Consider the following 21,544-nt stretch of genomic DNA (forward strand, 5'->3'; position numbering starts at 1 on the left):
GCGGCCGGTCGCCGGCGGACCGGCACCGGCTCCGGCCCCGGCTCGCGAGGGCCGGGGCCGGTACCGGAGATCAGTGCTCTGAGCGCACCTTCGCGGTGGGCGCGGAGGTCGCGGTCGCGGGGTTGTAGCCGGTGGCCGACACCGTCACCCGGACCGAGATCCTGGCCCCGCGGTCGTGTCCCGTGAGGTGGTAGGCGTGGCCGGTGGCCCCCCTGACGGGGACGCCGTCGCGCAGCCACCGGTAGGCGACCTTGTCGGGGGACGGCGTCCAGGTGCCGGGGGAGGCGGTCAGCGTCCGGCCGACCTTGGCGGCGCCGGTCACGGCCGGCGCCCGGCCCGGGGCGATCGTCCCCGGCGCGACCGGCGCGGTGGGCTGCGAGGTCGCCGACGCCGGGGCGAGGTAGGGGTCGTCGGTGCTCACCGTGACCGTCACGGCCTTGCCGAGGTCGGCCGGACGGGGACGGAACGTCGGGCCGGTCGCGCCGGAGACCGGCGCCCCGCCGACCGACCACTGGTAGGTGAAGCCCGCCACCTGCCGCGACCAGGAGCCGCTGGAGGCGGTGAGTTCGCCGCCGACCGCGGCGGCGCCGCTGATCACCGGGGCCGCGGTGGCGGTCACCGCGGGCCTGCGGGCCTCGTTCAGGTCCACCTCGGCGGCGCGGACGAACACCTGCCGGTGGGCGTACCAGAGCTGGTAGTACCGGTCCTGGCCCTTCAGGTCGGTGCGGTCGCCGGGCGCGGACCCGTCGAAGGTGGTCGCCCGGTAGTAGTCGGTGACGACGTCGTCGTCGCTGACCGCGTACTCCTGCCCGGCGGGGATCTTGTACTCCAGCGGCGACAGCGCCTGCACCGGGATGCCGGTGCCGGTGTAGGCCGAGGTCTCGGGATAGGCGCGGCCGTAGATGTTCGCCGGGGTCGTCGCCGGGGCGGCCGTGACGGTCTTGGCCAGGGCGCGCACCGCGACGGGCCTTTCGGCCGGGTTGTGCAGCCAGGTCAGCGACCCGGCCCACCACACGCCGAGCCAGTCGCCCTGCACCTGCGCCACGACGAGCTTCTGCCCGGAGGTCACGCGCGCGCTGACGTCGCTGGCGTAGGTCGTGCCGTCCGCGCCGGCCGGCTTCCAGCCCGGGTCCCTGGCAAGCGGCGCGTCGTCGGAGGGGGCCTGGTGCAGCGGGACGAAGTTGGTGCCCGCGCCGGGGACGCATTCGGGTGAGTTGGGGGAGGCCGCGGCGCACCCGGTGACGGTCTGAGGGTTGCCGGCGTAGCCGGTGCGCACCTCGACCACGTCGCCGGGCGCGACGTCGGCCGTGGCCGGCCGCGCGCCGCCGACCGGGGCGCCGAGCAGCTCGAAGTAGTGGTCCCAGTCCCAGTACGGCCCCGGGTCCCAGTGGACGCTCTTGGTGGCGCCGAGCACGGTCCCGGGCACCTGGTCGTGGCCGATGACGTGCGCGCGGTCCAGCGGGATGCCGTACTTGGCCGCCAGGTGCCTCACCAGCGCGGCCGAGGTCTGGTACATCGACTCGGTGAACCACGCGGCGGTGCCGGCGAAGCCCTCGTGCTCGATGCCGATCGAGTGCATGTTCACATACCAGTTGCCGGCGTGCCAGCCCACGTCCTTGGGGTCGAGGTGCTGGGCGATGTGCCCGTCGGAGGAGCGGATGGTGTAGTTCCACGCCAGGTAGGTCGGGTCCTGGACCAGCCGGATGGAGGGGTCGTAGTAGCCCTCGGTGTCGTGGATCACGATGTACTTGAGCTTCGGCCCGCCTGGCCCGGTGCGGTCGGCGAGGTCGTGGTTGCCGTAGGCGGTGGTGCCGTCGGGGTCGGTGGCCTTCGCCTTGGCGTACGGCGCCTCGATCCACTCGCAGTCCAGCCCCGCCGGGCAGTCGATCTCCACGGCGGCCGCCTGGGCGGGCACGGGGACCGAGGCGTCGGCGGGCAGGGTGACCCGCTGGCCGTCCTGGGTGAGGCGGCTCTGGCCGTCCTTCAGGGTCCGGTACACCTGCGGGACGAAGTCCTTTTTGCCGCCGAGGCGGGCGACCGCGTCGCGCCAGCCACCGAGCCCTTCGCCGCCCCGGTGGTAGGAGGCCAGCACGGCGGCGCCGCCGCAGACGCCGGCGTTGGCGTCCTGCCTGAGGGCGGCCGGCGACAGGCCGGTGAGGGCGGCGGCGGTGTCGATCTGGCTCGCGGGCGCGGCCGTGCGGCCCTTGCCGGCGCCGTCCTGGGCCGGGGGCGCCTGCGCGCTCAGACCGAACAGCCCGTAACCGCCGTCGCCGTTCGGGCGGCCCTGGTGGTCGTCCCAGCGGGACTGCATGTAGGACACGGCCTTCAACAGCGCCTCGGGCACGCGGGAGGCCTTGGCGGCCTCCGCGAACGCGGCCTCGCGCGTCGGCGCGGCCACCGTCGCGGCGCAGGAGACGGAGGGGGCTGAGGCGGGGCCGGCGCTCGTCGCGAGGGCGGCGGAGCCGGCCGACAGCAGAAAGGCCGTGGCCACGCCCGCCACGGCCATGCTGCGTGCTGGAGATTTCACGGATGTGACTCCTTTTCGACCGCCCGGGAGTGGAGGCTCCCGGGCCTGAGCCATCACATCGCCGTGACGTCGCTTCGCGCCAGGGCATCGAGTAAAGAAACGGTTAAGATCGGCAGCAAAGTAGTAGTACGGCACACTCTGGGCGTCTTCCCCCGAAATCACACCCTGCGAGTTGCGGTGTGACGTGCATTTTGCTCCGTTATGGGCAGTAGGCCATCAATCAACCCCTGCTAGAGGGCGTAATAAGGATGGTGGGATGTCCGGTCTCGGGGAATCGATCGCCGTAGGTGTCGAAGAGGAATTCCACGTCGTGGACCTCGAGACGCGTCACCTGGTGCCTCGCGCCGAGAGCCTGCTCGAGCGTTTACCGCAGGAGCGGTTCACCCATGAGCTGCAGCGTTCGGTCGTGGAGTCCAACAGCCGTCCCTACGTCCGCCTGGAGGACCTCGGCCACGACCTGACCGCGCTGCGCCGCACGGTCGTCGAGGCGGCCGACGGCCTCGGGCTCGGCATCGTCGCCGCCGGCACGGTGCCGCTGGTCGACCGGGCCGCGCTCAAGGTCTCGCCGGACGCGCGGTACGAGAAGATGCTGGAGGACTACCAGCTCCTCACCCGCGAGCAGCTGATCTGCGGCGCGCAGGTGCACGTGGACGTGGCCAACCGCGACCTGGCCGTCGAGGTGGCCCACCGCGTCGCCCGGTGGCTGCCGCCGCTGCTCGCGCTCAGCGCGAGCTCCCCGTACTGGATGGGCGCCGACAGCGGGTACGCCAGCTCCCGCACCCTGGTCTGGCAGCGCTGGCCCACCACCGGGCCTGTGCGCCGCTTCTCCTCGGCCGCCGAGTACGACCGGATGGTCGCCGACCTGGTGCGCTCCGGCGTGATCAGCGATCCCGGGATGATCTACTTCGACGTCCGCCCCTCGGCGCACGTGTCCACGGTCGAGATGCGCATGTGCGACGCCTGCCCCCGGGTGGAGGACGTCCTGCTGCTGGCCGGGGTGTTCCGCGCGCTCGTCATGCGCGAATTGGAGGCCATCGAGAACGACGGGCCCGTCCAGCAGGAGATCCCCATGGAGCTGGTGCGGGCCGCCACCTGGCGGGCCGCCAGGTCAGGCATGGAGGGAGCCCTGGTCGACCCGGCCGACGGCACGGCCAGGCCCGCCGCCGAGGTGATCAGGCGGATGCTCGACGACCTGCGGCCCCAGCTATCGGCCACCGGCGACTGGGAGGCCGTCACCACGCTGGCCGAGTACGCGATCGGCCGGGGAAGCTCGGCCGACCGCCAGCGTCAGATCCTCGCGCACGGCGGCACCTTCGCCGACGTGGTGGATCGGCTGGTCGCCGCCACCCGCTCCGACGGCTGGCAGGCGGAGTTCGGCGGCCCCATCCCGCGCCTGACCACCGAGCTGCTGGAGGACTACCGGGGGGTGCAGGACGAGGCCGTGATCGAGGGCATCGTGCGCGAGCCCTACCAGCCGGTCTTCCAGATCCTCGACAAGCTCGGCTCTGCGGAGCTGTGCCGGCGCGAGGCCCTGCGCGACGCCCGCATGAACGAGACCGGCATGACGTTCAACGCCGAAGGGCAGGACGGGGCGCAGGACCGCGGGCCCGGCCGGGAGGGCGCGGAAGACGACCGCAAGATGCCCCTGGACCTGGTGCCGAGGCTGATCGCCGGCGACGACTGGGCCAAGATCAGCGGCGGCATGCCGCAACGGGTCCGCGCCCTGGAGGCGTTCCTGCAGGACGTCTACGGCCGGCGCGAGGTGATCAAGGACCGGGTGATCCCGGCCTGGATCGTGGACGAGTCCCCGGGCTACCGGCCCGCCGGCTGGCGGGTGCACAGCGCCGCGATCAGGGCCTCGGTCGCCGGCCTCGACGTCGCCCGCGACGGGGCCGGACGCTGGGTCGTCCTGGAGGACAACCTCAGGGTGCCCTCCGGCATCGGCTACGCGGTCGGCAACCGCCGCACCGCCGTCCACGCCCTGCCCGAACTCGACCGCGCCGGCGTCCTGGACCCCGAGGGCGCCGCCGGGCTGCTGCGCGAGGCGCTGCTCGCGGCCTCCCCCGCCTCCGACCCGGTCCTCGGCGTGGTGACCTCCGGACCGTCCGACCCCGCCTACTACGAGCACCGCACCCTCGCCGAGGAGATGGGCGCGGTCCTGGCTGAGCCCGGCGACCTGTCGGTCCGCGACGGCGCAGTGTACGCCGCGGGGCGGCGGGTGGACCTGCTGTACCGCAGGATCGACGAGGACGACCTGCTCGGCGGCCCGCTCGGCCCCGCCCTGCTGGAGGCCGTCGAGAGCGGCGCCCTCACCCTGGCCAACGCGCCGGGCAACGGCGTGGCCGACGACAAGAGCCTGTACCGCTACGTGCCCCGGCTCATCGACTACTACCTGGGAGAGCGCCCGTTGCTCGCCAACGTCCCCACCTACCTGTGCCGCGAGCCCGAGGACCGCGAGCAGGTCCTCGACCGTCTGCCGGAGCTGGTGGTCAAGCCGGTGGACGGCTACGGCGGCCAAGGAGTGATCATCGGTGAGCACGCCTCCGCGCGGGAGCTGGAGCAGGTGCGCGAGCGCATCCTCGCCGAACCCGAGCGGTGGGTCGCCCAGGAGACGATCGCCCTGTCCACCCACCCCACCTTCGACGGCGAGCGGATGCGCCCGCACGCCGTCGACCTGCGCGCGTTCGTGTTCCTGGGCAAGGACGCGGTCGTCCCGCGCGCGGCGCTCACCCGCGTCGCCCCCGCCGGGAGCATGATCGTCAACTCCTCCCAGGGCGGCGGGGCCAAGGACACCTGGCTGCTGAAGGAGGCCCTCTGATGTGCGGTCTCGCCGGAGAGATCCGGTTCGACGGCCGCGCGGCCGACATCGGCGCCGTCCAGCGCATGACCGAGACCATGACCGACCGGGGGCCGGACGGCACCGGCCTGTGGTCGCTCGGCCCGGTCGCCCTCGGGCACCGGCGGCTGCGCATCATCGACCTGTCCGACCGGGGCGCCCAGCCCATGGTCGACGCCGAGGCCGGCCTGACCGGGGTGTTCAACGGCTGCCTGTACAACTACCGGGAACTGCGCGAGGTGCTGCTGGCGGAGGGCTACCGGTTCTTCTCCACCTCCGACACCGAGGTGCTGCTGAAGTCCTACCGCCACTGGGGCCCACGCTGCGTCGAGCGCTTCAAGGGCATGTTCGCCTTCGCCGTCGCCGAACGCGACACCGGCCGGCTCGTCCTCGGCCGCGACCGGCTCGGCATCAAGCCGCTCTACCTCACCCGGGACGCCGCCCGGCTGCGCTTCGCCTCCACCCTGCCCGCGCTCCTGGCCGGCGGTGGCGTGGCCACCGACATCGACCGGGTGGCGCTGCACCACTACATGACCTTCCACTCGGTGGTGCCCTCGCCCCGCACCATCCTGACCGGCGTGGAGAAGCTGCCGCCCGCCACGGTCCGCACCATCGAGCCCGACGGCACGAGCAGCGACGACCACTACTGGAACCCGCCCTACGCCCGCCCGGCCGGCGGCGCCCCGGGCAGCGGCGAGGTGCAGCTCGACGTGCTGCGGGCCGGGCGGGAGGAGATGGGCCCCGGCGAGTGGCGCGAAGCCGTGCTGGACGCCCTGCGGGCCGCCGTGCGGCGCCGCATGGTGGCCGACGTGCCGGTCGGGGTGCTGCTGTCCGGCGGCCTGGACTCCAGCCTGATCGTCGCCCTGCTGGCCGAGGAGGGCCAGCGGGACCTGGCGACCTTCAGCGTGGGCTTCCACGCGGCGGGCGGGGAGTCCGGCGACGAGTTCGCCTACTCCGACCTGGTGGCCCGGCACTTCGGCACCGACCACCACCGCATCATGGTCGACGACCTGCGGCTGCTGCCGTCCCTGGAAAGCGCCGTGGCGGCGATGAGCGAGCCGATGGTCAGCCACGACTGCGTCGCCTTCCATCTGCTGTCGCAGGAGGTGTCCAAGCACGTCAAGGTGGTGCAGTCCGGCCAGGGCGCCGACGAGGTGTTCGCCGGCTACGACTGGTACCCGCCGCTTGAGGACGTGGCGCGCGAGGACGCCGCCGAGGTGTACGCGAAGGTCTTCTTCGACCGCCCGCACGAGGACCTCGCCCGCATCCTCCAGCCGGACTACCTGCTGGAGAAGGACGTCAGCGGCGACTTCGTCCGCCGCCACCTCGCCATGCCCGGCGCCGACACCGCCCTGGACGCCGTCCTGCGCCTGGACACCGGCGTCATGCTGGTCGACGACCCGGTCAAGCGGGTCGACAACATGACGATGGCCTTCGGGCTGGAGGCCCGCACCCCGTTCCTGGACCACGAGCTGGTCGAGCTGGCCGCCACCTGCCCGCCGGAGCTGAAGCTGGCCTCCGGCGGCAAGGGGGTGCTCAAGGCCGCCGCGCGCGGCCTGGTCCCCGACGAGGTCATCGACCGGCCCAAGGGCTACTTCCCCGTACCGGCCATCCGCCACATCCACGGGCCCTTCCTCGACCTGGTCGGCGACGCCCTCACCGGGCAGGTGGCCCGCGACCGCGGCCTGTTCCGGCCCGCCATGGTGGACAAGCTGCTCGCCGCGCCCGGTGAGCACCGAACGACCCTGGGAGCCAACGCGTTGTGGCAACTTGGACTCCTGGAGTTGTGGTTGCAAGCACAAGGAGTCTGACGTCGACATCTCATGGATCTGCCGATCGCCCGCCCTGTCGCCCGACAACAGGTCGGTCGCCTACGTCAGCGACCGCGACGGCTCCCCACGCGTGTGGGTCCAGCCGCTCGAACGCGACGGCGCGCGGCGCGCGCGGGTGCTCGACACCGGCCCCGAGCCGGTCGGCGACGTGCTGTGGTCGCCGGACGGCGAGTGGCTGGCCGTCACGGTGTCACCCGGCGGGGGAGAGCACACCCAGGTGTGGGCGACGCGGCCGGACGGCGCCGACCGCCGCCTGCTCGCCGGCCCGACCGGCAGCCCGGCCAAGGGCTCGGCGGTGTTCGTCCGCTGGACCGGGCAGGGCTCGACGCTGCTGGTCGCCGAGCTGTCGGGCTCCGGCGCGACCGAGGCGGTGCTCATCGACGCCCGCCTCGGCCACCGCGACACCATCGCGGCCGGCCCGCTGATGTGGCCGAGCGCGGTCAGCCGCGACCACCGCCGGGCCCTGTTGCGCCACGGCCCGCGCGGGATGCGCGAGATGGCGGTCGCCGACCTGCCCTTCGGAGAGGAGCGGCCGCTGCTGCCGCCCTCGACCGACCTCGGCGCGCTGTCCCCGGACGGCGAGGTCGCCTACATCCGCTCCAACGCCGGCCGCGACCGCACCGCCCTGATCGCCATGCCCGTCGGCGGCGCCCCGCGCGTCGTCGCCGAGCGCCCCGACGCCGAGCTCGACCGGTTCGCGGTGAGCATGGACGGCACCGTCGCCCTGCTGGCCTGGAACCTCGCCGGGCGCTCCGAACTGGAGGTCGCCGACCTGATCGAGGGCGCCACCCGGCCGCTCCCGCCGCCGCCGGTGGAGGTGGTCACCTCCGCGCGGCTGTCGCTGGACGGCGCGCTGGCCGTCATGGCGGGGGAGTCACCGGACACCCCCTCCCACGTGCTGCTGTGCGACCTGGCGACCGGCGTCTACCACCGGGTGGCCGGGGACGAGCCGCTGCCCCACAAGGTGGACGCCGAGCTGGTCCGCTTCGCCGCCAGGGACGGCCTGGAGCTCACCGGCTGGCTCTACCGCGCCGGGCGCGGCGCGGGGCCGTGCGCCATCTGGCTGCACGGCGGTCCCGAGAGCCAGGAGCGGCCGGGCTTCAACCCGCTGTTCCAGCGGCTGCTCTCGGCGGGCGTCAGCGTCTTCGCGCCCAACGTGCGCGGCTCCTCCGGCTTCGGGCGCGCCTTCCAGGACGCCGACAACCATGCGCTGCGCTTCCACGCCATCGACGACGTCGCCGACTGCGCCGGGTTCCTCGTCGACGCGGGCGTCGCCGACCCGGCGAAGGTCGCCTGCATGGGCCGCTCCTATGGCGGCTACCTCACCCTCGCCGCGCTCGTGACCTATCCCGAGCTGTTCCGGGCCGGGGTCGACGTGTGCGGCATGGCCGACTTCGCCACCTTCTACGCCCGCACCGAGCCCTGGATCGCCGCGGCGGCCGTCAGCGAGTACGGCGACCCGGTGGCCGACCGCGAGCTGCTGTGGTCGCTGTCGCCACTGCACGCCTTCGACCGGCTGACCGCCCCGCTGCTGGTCGTCCACGGGGCGCAGGACACCAACGTCCCGGTCCACGAGGCCGAGCAGGTCGTCGCCGCCGCGACGGCCCGGGGCGTCCCGTGCCGCTACCTGCTGTTCGAGGACGAGGGCCACGAGACCGTCCGCAAGGCCAACAAGATCGCCTTCATGGACGCCGTCGTCGACTGGTGCGACCGCTGGCTCTGCTGACCGGTCATGCCCGCACGGGCTCGCGGCGTCCAGGCGGCGCGGGGCCGTGCGGGGCTGTGCCGTCCGGCCCGGCGGTGATCGGGGAGCCGCCGGGGGCTCGGATGGGGTTGACTTGGGGCATGGCCGATCACGTTCAGTTTCAGGCCGACGGCGTCACGCTCGCCGGCGACCTGCGCGTCCCGCCCGGCGACGGGCCCCACCCGGCGCTGGTGCTCACCGGTCCGTTCACCGGGGTCAAAGAGCAGGTGACCGGCCTGTACGCCGCGAGGCTCGCGGACGCCGGCTACCTCACGCTCGCCTTCGACCACCGCGGCTTCGGCGCCTCGGGGGGCGAGCCCCGGCGGCAGGAGGACCCGCAGGGCAAACTGCGCGACCTGCGCGCCGCCGTCTCCTTCCTGCGCGGCCTGCCCGCGGTGGACGGCGGCCGGATCGGGGCCGTCGGCATCTGCCTCGGCGCCGGGTATGCCCTCCGCTTCGCCGCCTTCGACCCGCGGGTCAAGGTCTTCGTGGGCATCGCCGGGGCCTACAACGACCCCTACGCCATGCGGTCGGGCATGACCGACCAGGGCTACCAGCAGGCGCTGGCGTCCCTCACCGAGGCCCTCGAACGCCAGGACCGCGGCGGCGCCGTCGAGTACATCCCCGCGGTGGCCGAGTCGGGCGAGGCGGCCATGCCGGGAGAGGAGCCGTTCGCCTACTACGGCACCGAGCGCTCCGCGGCGTCCTCGTGGGTGAACGAGGTCACCCGCGCGTCGATCCGCGAGCTGATCACCGTGGACAACATGATGGGCGCCGACTTCCTGTCGCCCAAGCCGGGGCTGATCGTGCACGGCGTCGTCGACCGCTTCTGCTCGCCCGAGGGCGCCGAGGAGGCCTACAAGCGCATGGGCGAGCCGAAGCAGATCGTCTGGCTGGACGCCAAGCTCCACATCGACCTGTACGACACCGAGCCCTACGTCACCCAGGCCGTCGAGGCGACGGCCCGGTTCCTCGCCGGGCACCTGTAGGCCGGCCGGTGTCCTCGCGCGAACTCGTCGTGCTCGGGACGGGCAGCCAGACGCCCACCCGGCGCCGCAACCACAACGGCTACCTGCTGCGCTGGGACGGCGTGGGCCTGCTGTTCGACCCGGGCGAGGGCACCCAGCGCCAGATGATCATGGCGGGGGTCGCCGCGACCGACGTGAACCGCATCCTGATCAGCCACTTCCACGGCGACCACTGCCTCGGGGTGCCCGGCGTGATCCAGCGCATGTCCCTGGACCGCGTCCCGCACCCGGTGTACGCCCACTTCCCCGCGTCGGGCGCCGACTACTTCGCCCGGCTGCGCCACGCCAGCTCCTACCACGAGACCGCCACGGTGATCGCGCAGCCGGTCGTGTCACCGGGCGTGATCGCGGCGGACCGGTCCGGCCGCCTGGAGGCCCATCCCCTGGACCACCCGGTGCCCGCCTTCGGGTACCGGCTGGTCGAGCCGGACGGGCGCCGGATGCTGCCCGAACGGCTGCGCCGGCACGGCATCTCCGGCCCGCGCGTGGGCGAGCTGCAGCGCGACGGCTCGCTCCGCGCCGGCGGGCGCACGGTCACGCTGGAGGAGGTCAGCGTGCCCCGGCCGGGCCAGCGGTTCGCCTTCGTCATGGACACCCGGCTGTGCGACGGGGTGTTCGCCCTGGCCGACGGCGCCGACCTGCTGGTGATCGAGTCGACGTTCCTGGACCAGGACGCCCGCCTGGCCCGCGACTTCGGCCACCTCACGGCGGGCGAGGCCGGCCGCGTGGCCCGTGAGTGCGGGGTGCGGCGCCTGGTGCTCACCCACTTCTCCCAGCGCTACAGCGACCCCGCGCTGTTCGGCGCCCAGGCGGCCCGCCACTTCGCCGGCGAGATCGTCGTCGCCGAGGACCTCACCCGCGTCCCCGTGCCGTCCCGCCGCCGAGCCGGGGACCTGAGTTCCAAATAGTGAAATAGTGGTCTACCATGTGGAACGTGGCGGACGACGGCGACACGACGGGCGAGGACGCCGGACGCCTCGTCGGCGCCGGCCGCGTGCTCGCCATCCTCGCCGAGCTGGCCCGCCACCCCGACGGCGTCACGCTCGAGGAGATGGCCCGCGCGGCCGCGAGCCCCAAGCCCACGGTCCACCGCGCGCTGGCCTCGCTGGCGCGCTTCGGCTTCGCCACCAGGAACGGCCGCGGCCACTACGTGCTGGGCGACGAGTTCCTCCGCCTGGCCTTCGCCCACCACGAGGCGCGCCCCGACCACGTCCGCGTCGGGCCTGTGCTGCACTCCCTGGCCGAGCGCTACGGCGAGACCGCGCACTACGCCATCCTGGACGGCGCCACGGTCGTCTACCGGTCCAAGGCCGACCCGCCGCTCGGCGCCGTCAAGCTGACCTCCACGGTCGGCGGGCGCAACCCCGCCCACTGCACCGCCGTGGGCAAGATGCTCCTGTCCCACGCGCTGCCCGACGACGCCGCCGTCGCCGCCTGGGCCGGCGGGCGCTCACTCGAGCGCCGCACCGGCAACACCGTCACCACCGCGCGGGCGCTGGCCGCCGAACTGCGCGCCACCCGCGAGCGGGGGTACGCCATCGACGACCAGGAGAACGAGCCCGGCATCGTCTGCGTCGCAGTCCCTGCCTTCCTGACCTCCCCGACCGTGCCGAGCGGCGCGGTCAGCGTCTCAGCGCCCGCCTACCGCACGCCCCTCAGCCGGCTGGTCGACCAGGTGCCCGCCATCCGCGCCGTGGTCGCCGAACACGAGACCCCGCGATGACCCACGGCCGGCCCAAGGCACCGTCCCGCCGCTCCCGTGGGCGCCGTCCAGGCCCGCGGGCCACGCCGGGGCGGTGAGAGATGCGCGCCTTCGTCGTCACCGGTCCCGGCGCGTCCGCCGTGCGTGACGTCGCGCCGCCCGAGCCGCGCCCCGGCGAGGTGGTCGTCGAGGTCGAACGGGCCGGAGTGTGCGGCACCGACATGGAGTTCCTCACCGGCCACATGTCCTACCTGCACAACGGCCAGGCCCGCTACCCCGTCCGCATCGGCCACGAATGGTGCGGCGTCGTGCGCGTCCTCGGCGACGGCGTCGAGCCGTCCTGGCTCGGCCGCAGGGTCACCGGCGACACCATGCTCGGCTGCGGGCGCTGCGACCGGTGCGCGAGCGGACGCCGCCACGTGTGCGCCGACCGGTACGAGGTCGGCATCCGCAACGGATGGCCCGGCGCCCTCGCCGAGAGGCTGCCCGTGCCGGTGACGGCGCTGCACCCCCTGCCCGACGGCATGGACCCGGCGCTGGGTGCGCTCGCCGAGCCGGGCGGCAACGCGCTGCGCGCCGTCCGCGGCGCGGCGCTGGAGCCGGGGGAGCGGCTGCTGGTCATGGGCCCGGGCACGATCGGCCTGCTCGCCGCCCAGATCGCCGCCGCGCAGGGCGCCGAGGTGCACCTGCTCGGCCTCGCCGCCCCGTCCCTGGACTTCGCCCGCTCCCTCGGCTTCGCGCACGTCTGGACCCGCGAGACGCTGCCCCGCCTGCGCTTCGACGCCGTGATCGACGCCTCAGGCGCCCCAGCGCTGCCCGCCCTCGCCGTGGACCTGGTCGAACCGGGACGGCGGGTGGTGTTCATCGGCCTGTCCTCCGGGCCGAGCCTGGTCGACAGCAGGGCCGTCGCGCTGAAGGACGTCACCGCCGTCGGCGTGCTCAGCGGCTTCGGCGGCATGGCCGAGACGATCGAGCTGTACGCCTCGGGCGCGGTGGACCCGCGCCCGCTGGTGGCCGCGACCGTGCCCCTGGAGGAGGTCTCCGGCGTGCTCGCCGGACACCGCCCGCCCGGGTGGGCCCCCGCCCCCAAGGTCCACGTGGACCCCCGCCGGTGACCGCGCCCGCCGCGCACGCGTGGTGGCGACCACCGTGCCCCCCGCGTGGACGCGTGACGGTGACCACATCTCGCCCGGTACGTGGACCCGTGACGGCGACCACGTCCTGACCTGAAGGAGGAGACATGCGCGCACTGGTGTTCCACGGGCCATGGGAGATGACGGTCGAGGACCGCCCCGAACCCGTCCCCGGCCCCGGCGACGCGCTGCTGGAGATCGTCGCCACCGGCATCTGCGGCTCCGACCTGCACGGCTACACCGGCGAGAACGGGCGCAGGCACCCCGGGCAGGTGATGGGGCACGAGACGGTCGGCAGGGTCCTGCACGACCGCACGGGAGCCCACCGTCCGGGCACGCTGGTCACCGTCAATCCGGTGATCGGCTGCGGGGGCTGCGCCGCCTGCGCCGCCGGGACGCCGCAGCGCTGCCCGGACCGGCGGGTGATCGGCGTCGGGCGGGAGATCAGCGCGGCCTTCGCCGAGCGCATGGCCGCCCCCGCCCGCAACCTCGTCCCGCTGCCCGAAGGCGTCCCGGCCGACATCGGCGGCCTGGTGGAGCCCCTCGCGGTCGGCCACCACGCCGTGCGCCGCGCCGCACTCCGACCGCAGGACAGGGTGTACGTGGTCGGCGGCGGCCCGATCGGGCAGGCCGTGGCCCTGGCCGCCCGCCGCGCCGGCAACCCGGGCGTCGTGGTCGGCGAACTGGACCCCGCCCGCCGCGCCCTGCTGACCCGCCTGGGCTTCACCGCCATCGACCCGGCCGGGCCGTCCGCCGCCGCCGTGTCGTCGCCTGTCGCGCCGTCCGCCACCGAAGACCCGGCCATCCCGCCCGCCGGGGGCGTCGTCGCCGCTCTCGGCGGGGCGGCCGACGTGGTCATCGACGCGGTCGGGTCGGCGCGCACCCTGCAGGCCGCCTTCGAGGTCTCCGCGCTCGGCGCGCGCGTCGTCCTGGTCGGCATGGCGGCGCCGCGCGTGGAGATCTCCGCGTACGCGGTGAGCACCGAGGAGCGCACCGTCATCGGCAGCTTCGCCTACGGCGAGGCCGAGTTCCGTGACACCGCCGCGTGGGCGGGCGCGCACGCCGCGGAGCTGGAACCGCTGATCGAGGGCCGCGTCGGCCTGGAGCAGGCGCCCGGCACCTTCCGCGCGCTCGCCGACGGCACACTGAAGGCGAGCAAGGTCCTGGTCCACCCCTCCGGCTGAGGCCGGGCCCCCCAACGGCTCTCCCCGGCACCCGGTGACCTTCTCCGGCCGTCCGGCCGCCCCGCCCCGCCCCGGTGACGGGGCGGGGCGGGCCGGGGGTCAGTGCGACTCGCGGGAGACCTCGTGGCCGCTGGACCCGAGCAGGAAGTCCTGGTCGGCGCCGGTGTCGGCGCCCATCACCGTGCGCACGTACAGCTCCTCCCAGCCGCGGCGCGGCCGGGCCAGGCCGTCGGTCATCGCCTGCGACGGCGCCCGGGCGTCGAGCTCCTCCTGCGGCACGTCGATGTCGATGCGCCTGGCCTCCACGTCGAGGATGATCCAGTCGCCGGTGCGGACGCGGGCCAGCGGACCTCCGGTGGCCGCCTCGGGGGCGACGTGCAGCACCACCGTGCCGTACGCGGTGCCGCTCATCCGCCCGTCGCACACGCGCACCATGTCGCGCACGCCCTCCTTGAGGAGCTTGGCGGGCAGCGGCATGTTGGACACCTCCGGCATGCCCGGGTACCCCTTCGGCCCGCACCCGCGCAGCACCAGCACCGAGTCGGCGTCCACGTCCAGCTCGGGATCGTCGATGCGCGCGTGGAAGTCCTCGATGGAGTCGAAGACGACGGCCCGCCCCCGGTGGCGGAGCAGGTGGGGGGTGGCGGCGGCCGGCTTGATGATGGCCCCCTGCGGGGCGAGGTTGCCGCGGAGCACGGCGATGCCGGCCTCGCCCTGCAACGGCTCGCCGCGGCTGCGGATGACCTCGCGGTCCCAGATCTGCGCCTCGGGCAGGTAGTCGACCAGCGGCCGGCCGGTGACGGTGAGGGCGTCCTGGTCCAGCAGGTCCACCACCTCCCGCAGCACGGCGTGCAGGCCGCCCGCGCGGTGGAGGTCCTCCATCAGGTGCCGTCCGGCGGGCTGGAGGTCCACCAGCAGCGGCACGCCGGCGCCCACCTCGTCGAAGTCGTCCAGGGTGAGCGGGATGCCGAGGCGGCCGGCGATCGCCAGCAGGTGCACCACGGCGTTGGTGGATCCGCCCAGCGCGGCCAGCGCGATGATCGCGTTGCGGAACGAACCGCTGCTCAGCACCCGGCTGGGCCGGCGCTCCTCCGCGACCATCTCCACGATCAGGCGGCCGGTCTCGTGTGCGCGGGCGAGCAGCCGGCTGTCGGGGGCGGGCAGGCCGGCGGTGCCCGGAAGGGTGGTGCCGAGGACCTCGGCGAGCAGGCCCATGGTGGAGGCGGTGCCCATCGTGTTGCAGTGCCCGCGGCTGCGGATCATCGAGGATTCGGAGTCCATGAACGCCTGCTCCGACAGCGTGCCGGCGCGCACCTCCTCGCTCAGCCGCCACACGTCGGTGCCGCAGCCCAGCGGCACTCCCCGGAAGGTGCCGGTCAGCATGGGACCGCCGGGCACCACCACCGCCGGCAGGTCCACCGAGGCCGCGGCCATCAGCAGCGACGGGATGGTCTTGTCGCAGCCGCCGAGCAGCACCACCCCGTCGATCGGGTTGGCGCGCAGCATCTCCTCGGTGGCCATCGCCGCCATGTTCCGCCACAGCATCGCGGTGGGGCGCACCTGCGTCTCGCCGAGCGACACCACCGGCAGGTTGAGCGGCACGCCGCCGGCCTCCCAGATGCCCTGCTTGACGCTCTCGGCCACCTCGTTGAGGTGGCTGTTGCACGGGGTCAGGTCGGAGGCGGAGTTGGCGATCGCGATCTGCGGCCGCCCCTCGAACGCGGTGCCGGGCACGCCTCGGCGCATCCAGGCGCGGTGGATGTAGGCATTGCGGTCGTTTCCGGCGTACCACTGTGCACTGCGAAGATCAGCCATCGCCCTATTCCAATATGTGGAACTTAAGTTTGATATGCGGAACAGGCTCATCGTAGCTTCCAGCCCCGCCGCGCGGCACCCCGCCGGACGCCACGACGACCGCACGCACGGTGGCGCGCGTGCGCATGACGGAGTGGGCGGGGACGTGCGACCAAAAGGCGCCTCGTCGGACGTGACGGCAGGTCCAGGAGACGGGGGAGAGCCCGCGCTGCTCGGCCTGCCGCCGAGGCCGGACCGCCGGCCGGGCGTGGACCGGTGGGCGACCGGCGCGGTCACGGAGCAGGCCCTCAGAGGGGAAGGCGCGGTGGCCGGCGAGGGGGCGGGAACGACGAAGGCCCTGGTCGCCGGCGTGCCGGTCGTCCAGGGCCTTCTCTTTGTAGCGGGGGCAGGATTTGAACCTGCGACCTCTGGGTTATGAGCCCAGCGAGCTACCGAGCTGCTCCACCCCGCGTCGGTTCCTCTACGATACCGCCGATCTCGATCCGCGCAAACCGAAACCGGCGGCGTCCACGGCGGTCGAGGGTGCGGCGGCGTTCTTGACCATCCGGGAACGGGAACCTAAGGTGCCATGGAAAGCGCTTTCCGCAGCCTTGACCCGCATCGATGCCGGCAGCGCCTTCTCCTACCGTTGAAGAGGCAAGGAGGGTTCGAGGTGACGACACGGTCCCTGGGCGTCGTGCTGAACGGCGTCACCGGCCGCATGGGGTACCGCCAGCACCTGGTCCGCTCGATCCTGGCCATCAACGACGAGGGCGGCGTCGCCCTGTCCGGCGGTGACCGGGTGCTGCTGGAACCGGTGCTGGCCGGCCGCAGCGCGGCCAAGCTGCGCGAGATCTGCGAGCGGCACAACCTCAAGAGCTGGACCACCGACCTGGCGGGCGCGCTGCGCGACCCGGACAACCAGGTGTACTTCGACGCGCAGGTGACCCCGGCGCGGGTGGCGGCCATCACCCGCGCGATCGAGGCCGGCAAGCACGTCTACACCGAGAAGCCGACGGCGACGACGACGGAGGAGGCCGTCGAGCTGGCCCGGCTGGCCGCGCGCGCCGGGGTGCGCGGCGGCGTCGTCCAGGACAAGCTGTTCCTGCCCGGCCTGCTCAAGCTCAGGCGGCTGCTGGACGGGGGCTTCTTCGGGCGCGTGCTGTCGGTGCGCGGCGAGTTCGGCTACTGGGTGTTCGAAGGCGGCTGGCAGCCCGCCCAGCGCCCGTCGTGGAACTACCGCGCCGAGGACGGCGGCGGCATCACCCTGGACATGTTCTGCCACTGGTCCTACGTCCTTGAGAACCTGTTCGGCCGGGTTGAGGCGGTCACCGCGCGGGTGGCCACCCACATCCCCGAACGCGTCGACGAGGCGGGCCGCGCCTACCGCGCCACGGCCGACGACGCCGCCTACGGCATCTTCGAGCTGGCCGGCGGCGTGATCGCGCAGATCAACTCCTCCTGGTGCGTCCGGGTCGACCGCGACGAGCTGGTGCGGTTCCAGGTGGACGGCACCGAGGGCAGCGCGGTCGCCGGGCTGCGCGGCTGCCGCGTCCAGCACCGCGCCGTCACCCCCAAACCGGTGTGGAACCCCGACGTGCCGGTCGCCCACCGTTTCCGCGACGACTGGCAGGAGGTCCCGGACAACGAGGAGTTCGGCAACGGCTTCAAGGCGCAGTGGGAGATGTTCGTGCGATCGGTGGTGGAGGACACCCCCTTCCCCTACGGCTTCCTGTCCGGCGCGCGGGGCGTGCAACTCGCCGAGTCGGGCCTGCGGTCCTCGGCGGAGGGCCGCCGCGTCGAGCTGCCGGAGCTCGTGTTGTGATCGCCAAGCCTGCGTGGTCCGGTCCCGTGCCTGCGTGGTCCGGCCCCGTGCCTGCGTGGTCCGGCCCCGCGCCATGGTGGTCCGACCCCGTGTCCGCGCGGACCTGCGGCGTTCCCCGGAGGCCCGCCCCTGTGCCTCCGCGTACGCGCGCCGGGTCCCCGCCGTCCCGCGCCATGCCGCCGTCCGTAGGGGAAGGGGTCCGATGATCCTGCTGCCCACCGCCGAGGGGACGCTGGAGCCGTACGAGCCGGGTCCGCCCGCCGCGTGGCCGCTCCCGCCGGGGCCGCCGCGCTCCCGCGTGGTCTACGCCGCCGCGCACGTCGTCGCCGACCCGCTCGGCGACAACACCCCGGGCGCCCCCGCGCGGGTCGACTGGGAGGCCACGCTGCGCTTCCGCCGCCACCTGTGGTCCTACGGCATGCGCGTGGCCGACGCCATGGACACCGCGCAGCGCAACACGGGCCTGGACTGGCCGGCGACCCGCGAGCTGATCCGGCGCACCGCGGCCGAGGCGGCGCGGTTCGGCGACCCGGCGGAGCTCGTCGCCTGCGGGGCCGGCACCGACCACGCGCCGCGGGCCGCCACGTGCGAGGAGGTGCTGAAGGCGTACGGCGAGCAGGTGGAGACCGTCCAGGCGGCCGGGGCCCGGGTGATCCTCATGGCCAGCAGACAGCTCGCCGCGGTCGCGCGCACGCCCGGCGACTACCACGCCGTCTACGGCAGGCTGCTGGCGGAGGTGGACCGGCCGGCCATCCTGCACTGGCTGGGCGAGATGTTCGACCCGTCGCTCGCCGGATACTGGGGCTCGCGCGACCTGGACGCCGCCACCGACGCGCTGCTCACGCTGGTCCACGAGCACGCCGGCCGCGTCGACGGAGTCAAGGTCTCGCTGCTGGACGCCGAGCGCGAAGTGCGGCTGCGCGCGGCCCTCCCGGCGGGCGTGCGGCTCTACACCGGCGACGACTTCGACTACTCACCGCTCATCGAGTCCGGCAGTGACGCCCTGCTCGGCGTCTTCGACCCGATCGCCCCCGTGGCGTCGGCCGCCCTCCAGGCGCTGGACGGCGGCGACGCCGCCCGCTACCGGGAACTGCTGGAGCCGACCGTCCCGCTGTCCCGCAAGCTGTTCGAGACGCCGACCTACCACTACAAGACGGGCATCGTGTTCCTCGCCTGGGTGGCCGGGCACCAGGACGCGTTCACCATGGTCGGCGGGGCGCAGTCCGCCCGTTCGATCGTCCACCTCTCCGAGGTGTTCCGGCTGGCCGGACGGGCCGGCCTGCTGCCCGATCCCGGACTGGCGCAGGCCCGCATGCGGGCTCTGCTCGCCACGGCCGGGGTGGCGGCGTGAGCGCGCGCCACGGCCCCGCCGTGGACGTGCCGTCCGGGCGCCCGGCGACGGTCCGGACGCCGCCGCCGGGCGATCCGCGGCTCGCCCGGCTGTCCCTCAACCAGTGGACGACCCGCCGGTGGGGCGTCGCCGAGGCGGTCGCGGGCTGCGCGCGCTTCGGCGTGCCGGCGATCGGCCTGTGGCGCGAGCAGGTCGCCGAGCACGGCCTGGCCGCGACCGCCCGGCTGGTCCGCGACGCCGGGCTCCAGGTGTCGTCGCTGTGCCGGGGCGGCTTCCTGACCGCCGCCGACCCCGCCGGCGCCTCCCGCGCGCTCGAGGACAACCGCCGTGCCATCGACGAGGCCGCCACCCTGGGCGCCGGCTGCCTGGTCATGGTCGTCGGCGGGCTGCCGGCCGGGTCCCGCGACTTGGCCGGCGCGCGCGACCGGGTGGCCGCCGTGCTGGAGGAACTGGTGCCGTACGCGGTGCGGGCGGGCGTGCGGCTGGCCCTGGAGCCGCTGCACCCGATGTACTGCGCCGACCGCGCCGTGCTCTCGACGCTCGGCCAGGCCGTCGACCTGGCCGCCCACTGGCCCGCCGAGGCGGTCGGCGTGGTGGTCGACACCTTCCACGTCTGGTGGGATCCGGAGGTGCTGTCGCAGGTCGCCCGGGCCGGCCCGCGCATCGCGGCGTTCCAGGTCTGCGACTACCTGGTGCCGCTGCCGGCGGATCCGCTGCTCGGCCGGGGGATGATGGGCGACGGCGTGATCGACTTCCGCCCGCTGCGCGCCGCCGTCGAGGCGGCGGGGTACACCGGGTTCGTCGAGGTGGAGATCTTCAACGCGGACGTGTGGGACGCCGACGGCCACGAGGTGATCGCCACGCTGATCCGCCGCTACGTCACCGAGGTCCTGTAGAGCACGCGCCCGGTGCGCCCGGCGGTGCCGCCCGCACCGGCGGGGCCGGACGGAGCGCTCCGGAGCCGCCCGGCGGTACCTCCGGTCAGGAGGCGCAGGCCGTCGTGCCGGTGACCTCGACGTTCGGCCGGCCCGAGCGCACGATGACGGTGACCACGATGCCGAGCGACTCCTTCTTCATCGTGCTGACGTTCACGCCGAACCGCTCCTGCGGGCTGTCGCCCTCCTGGTAGCCCATGCGATGGAGATCGGAGGCGAGGATGGCGGTGACCGTCGCCATGGCGTGGGCGTCAGGCTCGGCGGGCAGGTCGCCGGTGAGCCTGTAGACGCTGCGGGCGGTGCCCGCCGGGCAGCCGGTCGTCTCGCGGGTGAAGGCCGTGGTCTTGCCCGGCAGCGAGAGCCGGCTCAGCGCGGCGCCGTCGTCGCGCAGGAACCGCGCGGCCTGCTCGAAGGACGGCTCGGGGCCGCCGCAGGCGCAGGCCAGCAGCAGGACCAGACCGCACGCCAGGACACCCCGCATCCCCGCCACTCTACCGATCATCCTCCGGCGCGCGGCGCGGGCGTCCGCCCGGCGGCCGTGGACGCGCGCCCGCGTGTGCGCGTTCGCGGACGGCGCGTGGATGCGTACCATGAACCCGCACAGGAACAGAATTTCATTCGGTATGGTGAATGGACGGGACGGACGGATGCGCATCGGGTTGTACCTCAACGAGCCCTCGGGGCCGGACGCGATCGTCAAGCTGGAGGAGCGCATCGCCGGCGCCGCCGCCGACGGGTTCGCCTCGGCATGGGTCTCCAACATCTTCGGGCTCGACGCGCTGACCGCGCTCGCGGCCGCGGGCGCCCGCGTCCCCGGCATCGAGCTCGGCACCGCCGTCGTGCCGACCTACCCGCGCCACCCGGCCGTCCTGGCACAGCAGGCCCTCACCGCCGACCTGGCCCTCGGCGGCAGGCTCGCGCTCGGCGTCGGGCTGTCGCACCGGGTCGTCATCGAGGACATGTACGGCTACAGCTACGACAAGCCGGCGCGGCACATGCGCGAGTACCTCGCGGTGCTGGCCCCCCTGCTGCGCGGTGAGCGGGCCGACGTCGACGGCGAGACGCTCCGGGCCCATGTCGAACTGGGCACTCCGCGCGCCCGGGAGGGGGTGCCCCTGCTGATCGCCGCGCTCGCGCCCCGCATGCTGCGCCTGGCGGGGGAGACGGCCGACGGCACGATCCTGTGGATGACCGGGCCCAAGACCATCGCCGACCACGTCGTCCCGGCCATCACCGGGGCCGCGGCGGAGGCGGGACGCCCCGCCCCGCGCGTCGTGTGCGCGCTCCCGGTCGCCGTCACCGGCGACCGGGACGCCGCCAGGGAGCGCGCCTCGAAGGTCTTCTCCATCTACGGCCAACTGCCCTCCTACCGCGCGATGCTCGACCGGGAGGGCGCGGCCGGCCCCGGCGACGTGGCGATCATCGGCGAGGAGGACGAGGTCGCCGCCCAGATCGCCGACCTCGCCGCGCTCGGGGTGACCGACTTCGCCGCCGCCACCTTCGTCACGGGCGAGGACGCCGCGCGCACCCGGCGCCTGCTCACGAGCCTGCTCACCTAGTGCGGTGACCGCGTACGTTCGCCGGGCGTGGCTCTCCACTCCGGGCCGCGCCTGGTGCGGTGACCGCGTACGTTCGCCGGGCGTGGCTCTCCAC

The 21,544-nt window shown here is 74.2% G+C and carries 15 protein-coding genes and 1 tRNA gene; 12 read left to right on the top strand and 4 right to left on the bottom strand.

The features are described from left to right. Positions 1–70: 70 nt before the first annotated feature. On the bottom strand, positions 71–2,527 hold the full coding sequence (locus ABZU32_RS33985) for an N-acetylmuramoyl-L-alanine amidase (protein ID WP_354928870.1): 2,457 nt from the start codon (positions 2,525–2,527) through the stop codon (positions 71–73). 256 nt (positions 2,528–2,783) lie between these two features. Here ABZU32_RS33985 and ABZU32_RS33990 point away from each other — a divergent pair, with 256 nt between their 5' ends. From ABZU32_RS33990 to ABZU32_RS34025, 8 genes are all read left to right on the top strand, one after another. After that, positions 2,784–5,345, top strand: a complete 2,562-nt coding sequence (locus ABZU32_RS33990) for a carboxylate--amine ligase/circularly permuted type 2 ATP-grasp protein (protein WP_354928873.1) — start codon at positions 2,784–2,786, stop codon at positions 5,343–5,345. Then, positions 5,345–7,174, top strand: a complete 1,830-nt coding sequence (locus ABZU32_RS33995; protein WP_354928876.1) for an N-acetylglutaminylglutamine amidotransferase — start codon at positions 5,345–5,347, stop codon at positions 7,172–7,174. The genes ABZU32_RS33990 and ABZU32_RS33995 overlap by 1 nt, the downstream gene beginning before the upstream one ends. Next, positions 7,134–8,921, top strand: coding sequence for a prolyl oligopeptidase family serine peptidase (locus ABZU32_RS34000; protein WP_354928879.1), 1,788 nt, complete (start codon positions 7,134–7,136; stop codon positions 8,919–8,921). The genes ABZU32_RS33995 and ABZU32_RS34000 overlap by 41 nt, the downstream gene beginning before the upstream one ends. A 119-nt stretch (positions 8,922–9,040) precedes the next feature. Then, entirely contained in the window at positions 9,041–9,928 is an 888-nt protein-coding gene (locus ABZU32_RS34005) for an alpha/beta hydrolase (protein ID WP_354928882.1), read from the top strand. A gap of 8 nt (positions 9,929–9,936) precedes the next feature. Beyond that, positions 9,937–10,875, top strand: a complete 939-nt coding sequence (locus ABZU32_RS34010; protein ID WP_354928885.1) for a ribonuclease Z — start codon at positions 9,937–9,939, stop codon at positions 10,873–10,875. A gap of 26 nt (positions 10,876–10,901) precedes the next feature. Next, the gene (locus ABZU32_RS34015) at positions 10,902–11,690 is read left to right on the top strand and encodes an IclR family transcriptional regulator (protein ID WP_354928888.1); all 789 of its coding nucleotides are present in this window, start codon (positions 10,902–10,904) and stop codon (positions 11,688–11,690) included. Between the two features lie 80 nt (positions 11,691–11,770). Next, on the top strand, positions 11,771–12,784 hold the full coding sequence (locus ABZU32_RS34020; RefSeq protein ID WP_354928891.1) for an alcohol dehydrogenase catalytic domain-containing protein: 1,014 nt from the start codon (positions 11,771–11,773) through the stop codon (positions 12,782–12,784). A gap of 125 nt (positions 12,785–12,909) precedes the next feature. Next, positions 12,910–13,986, top strand: coding sequence for an alcohol dehydrogenase catalytic domain-containing protein (locus ABZU32_RS34025; RefSeq protein ID WP_354928894.1), 1,077 nt, complete (start codon positions 12,910–12,912; stop codon positions 13,984–13,986). A gap of 99 nt (positions 13,987–14,085) precedes the next feature. On the opposite strand, the gene ABZU32_RS34030 is transcribed toward ABZU32_RS34025, so the two are convergent. Beyond that, a complete protein-coding gene (locus ABZU32_RS34030) occupies positions 14,086–15,801 on the bottom strand; it encodes an IlvD/Edd family dehydratase (RefSeq protein ID WP_354928897.1) in 1,716 nt (571 codons plus the stop codon). Between the two features lie 377 nt (positions 15,802–16,178). Continuing rightward, positions 16,179–16,252 (bottom strand) — tRNA-Met (locus tag ABZU32_RS34035). 201 nt (positions 16,253–16,453) lie between these two features. On the opposite strand from ABZU32_RS34035, the gene ABZU32_RS34040 reads away from it, so the two are divergent. From ABZU32_RS34040 to ABZU32_RS34050, 3 genes are all read left to right on the top strand, one after another. Further along, a complete protein-coding gene (locus tag ABZU32_RS34040) occupies positions 16,454–17,605 on the top strand; it encodes a Gfo/Idh/MocA family oxidoreductase (RefSeq protein WP_354928900.1) in 1,152 nt (383 codons plus the stop codon). A 202-nt stretch (positions 17,606–17,807) separates the two neighbouring features. Continuing rightward, positions 17,808–18,956 (top strand): dihydrodipicolinate synthase family protein, encoded by a 1,149-nt coding sequence (locus ABZU32_RS34045; protein ID WP_354928903.1) that lies wholly within the window; start codon positions 17,808–17,810, stop codon positions 18,954–18,956. Beyond that, positions 18,953–19,852 (top strand): sugar phosphate isomerase/epimerase family protein, encoded by a 900-nt coding sequence (locus tag ABZU32_RS34050; protein ID WP_354928906.1) that lies wholly within the window; start codon positions 18,953–18,955, stop codon positions 19,850–19,852. Before ABZU32_RS34045 ends, ABZU32_RS34050 begins: the two co-directional genes overlap by 4 nt. A gap of 85 nt (positions 19,853–19,937) precedes the next feature. On the opposite strand, the gene ABZU32_RS34055 is transcribed toward ABZU32_RS34050, so the two are convergent. Then, a complete protein-coding gene (locus ABZU32_RS34055) occupies positions 19,938–20,372 on the bottom strand; it encodes a hypothetical protein (RefSeq protein ID WP_354842328.1) in 435 nt (144 codons plus the stop codon). Positions 20,373–20,538: 166 nt separating this feature from the next. Between ABZU32_RS34055 and ABZU32_RS34060 the strand changes: the two genes are divergently transcribed. Next, positions 20,539–21,450 (top strand): TIGR03564 family F420-dependent LLM class oxidoreductase, encoded by a 912-nt coding sequence (locus ABZU32_RS34060; protein WP_354842331.1) that lies wholly within the window; start codon positions 20,539–20,541, stop codon positions 21,448–21,450. Positions 21,451–21,544 lie beyond the last annotated feature (94 nt).

This window comes from Sphaerisporangium sp. NPDC005288, assembly GCF_040607475.1.
GTDB classification, from domain to species: domain Bacteria; phylum Actinomycetota; class Actinomycetes; order Streptosporangiales; family Streptosporangiaceae; genus Sphaerisporangium; species Sphaerisporangium rhizosphaerae.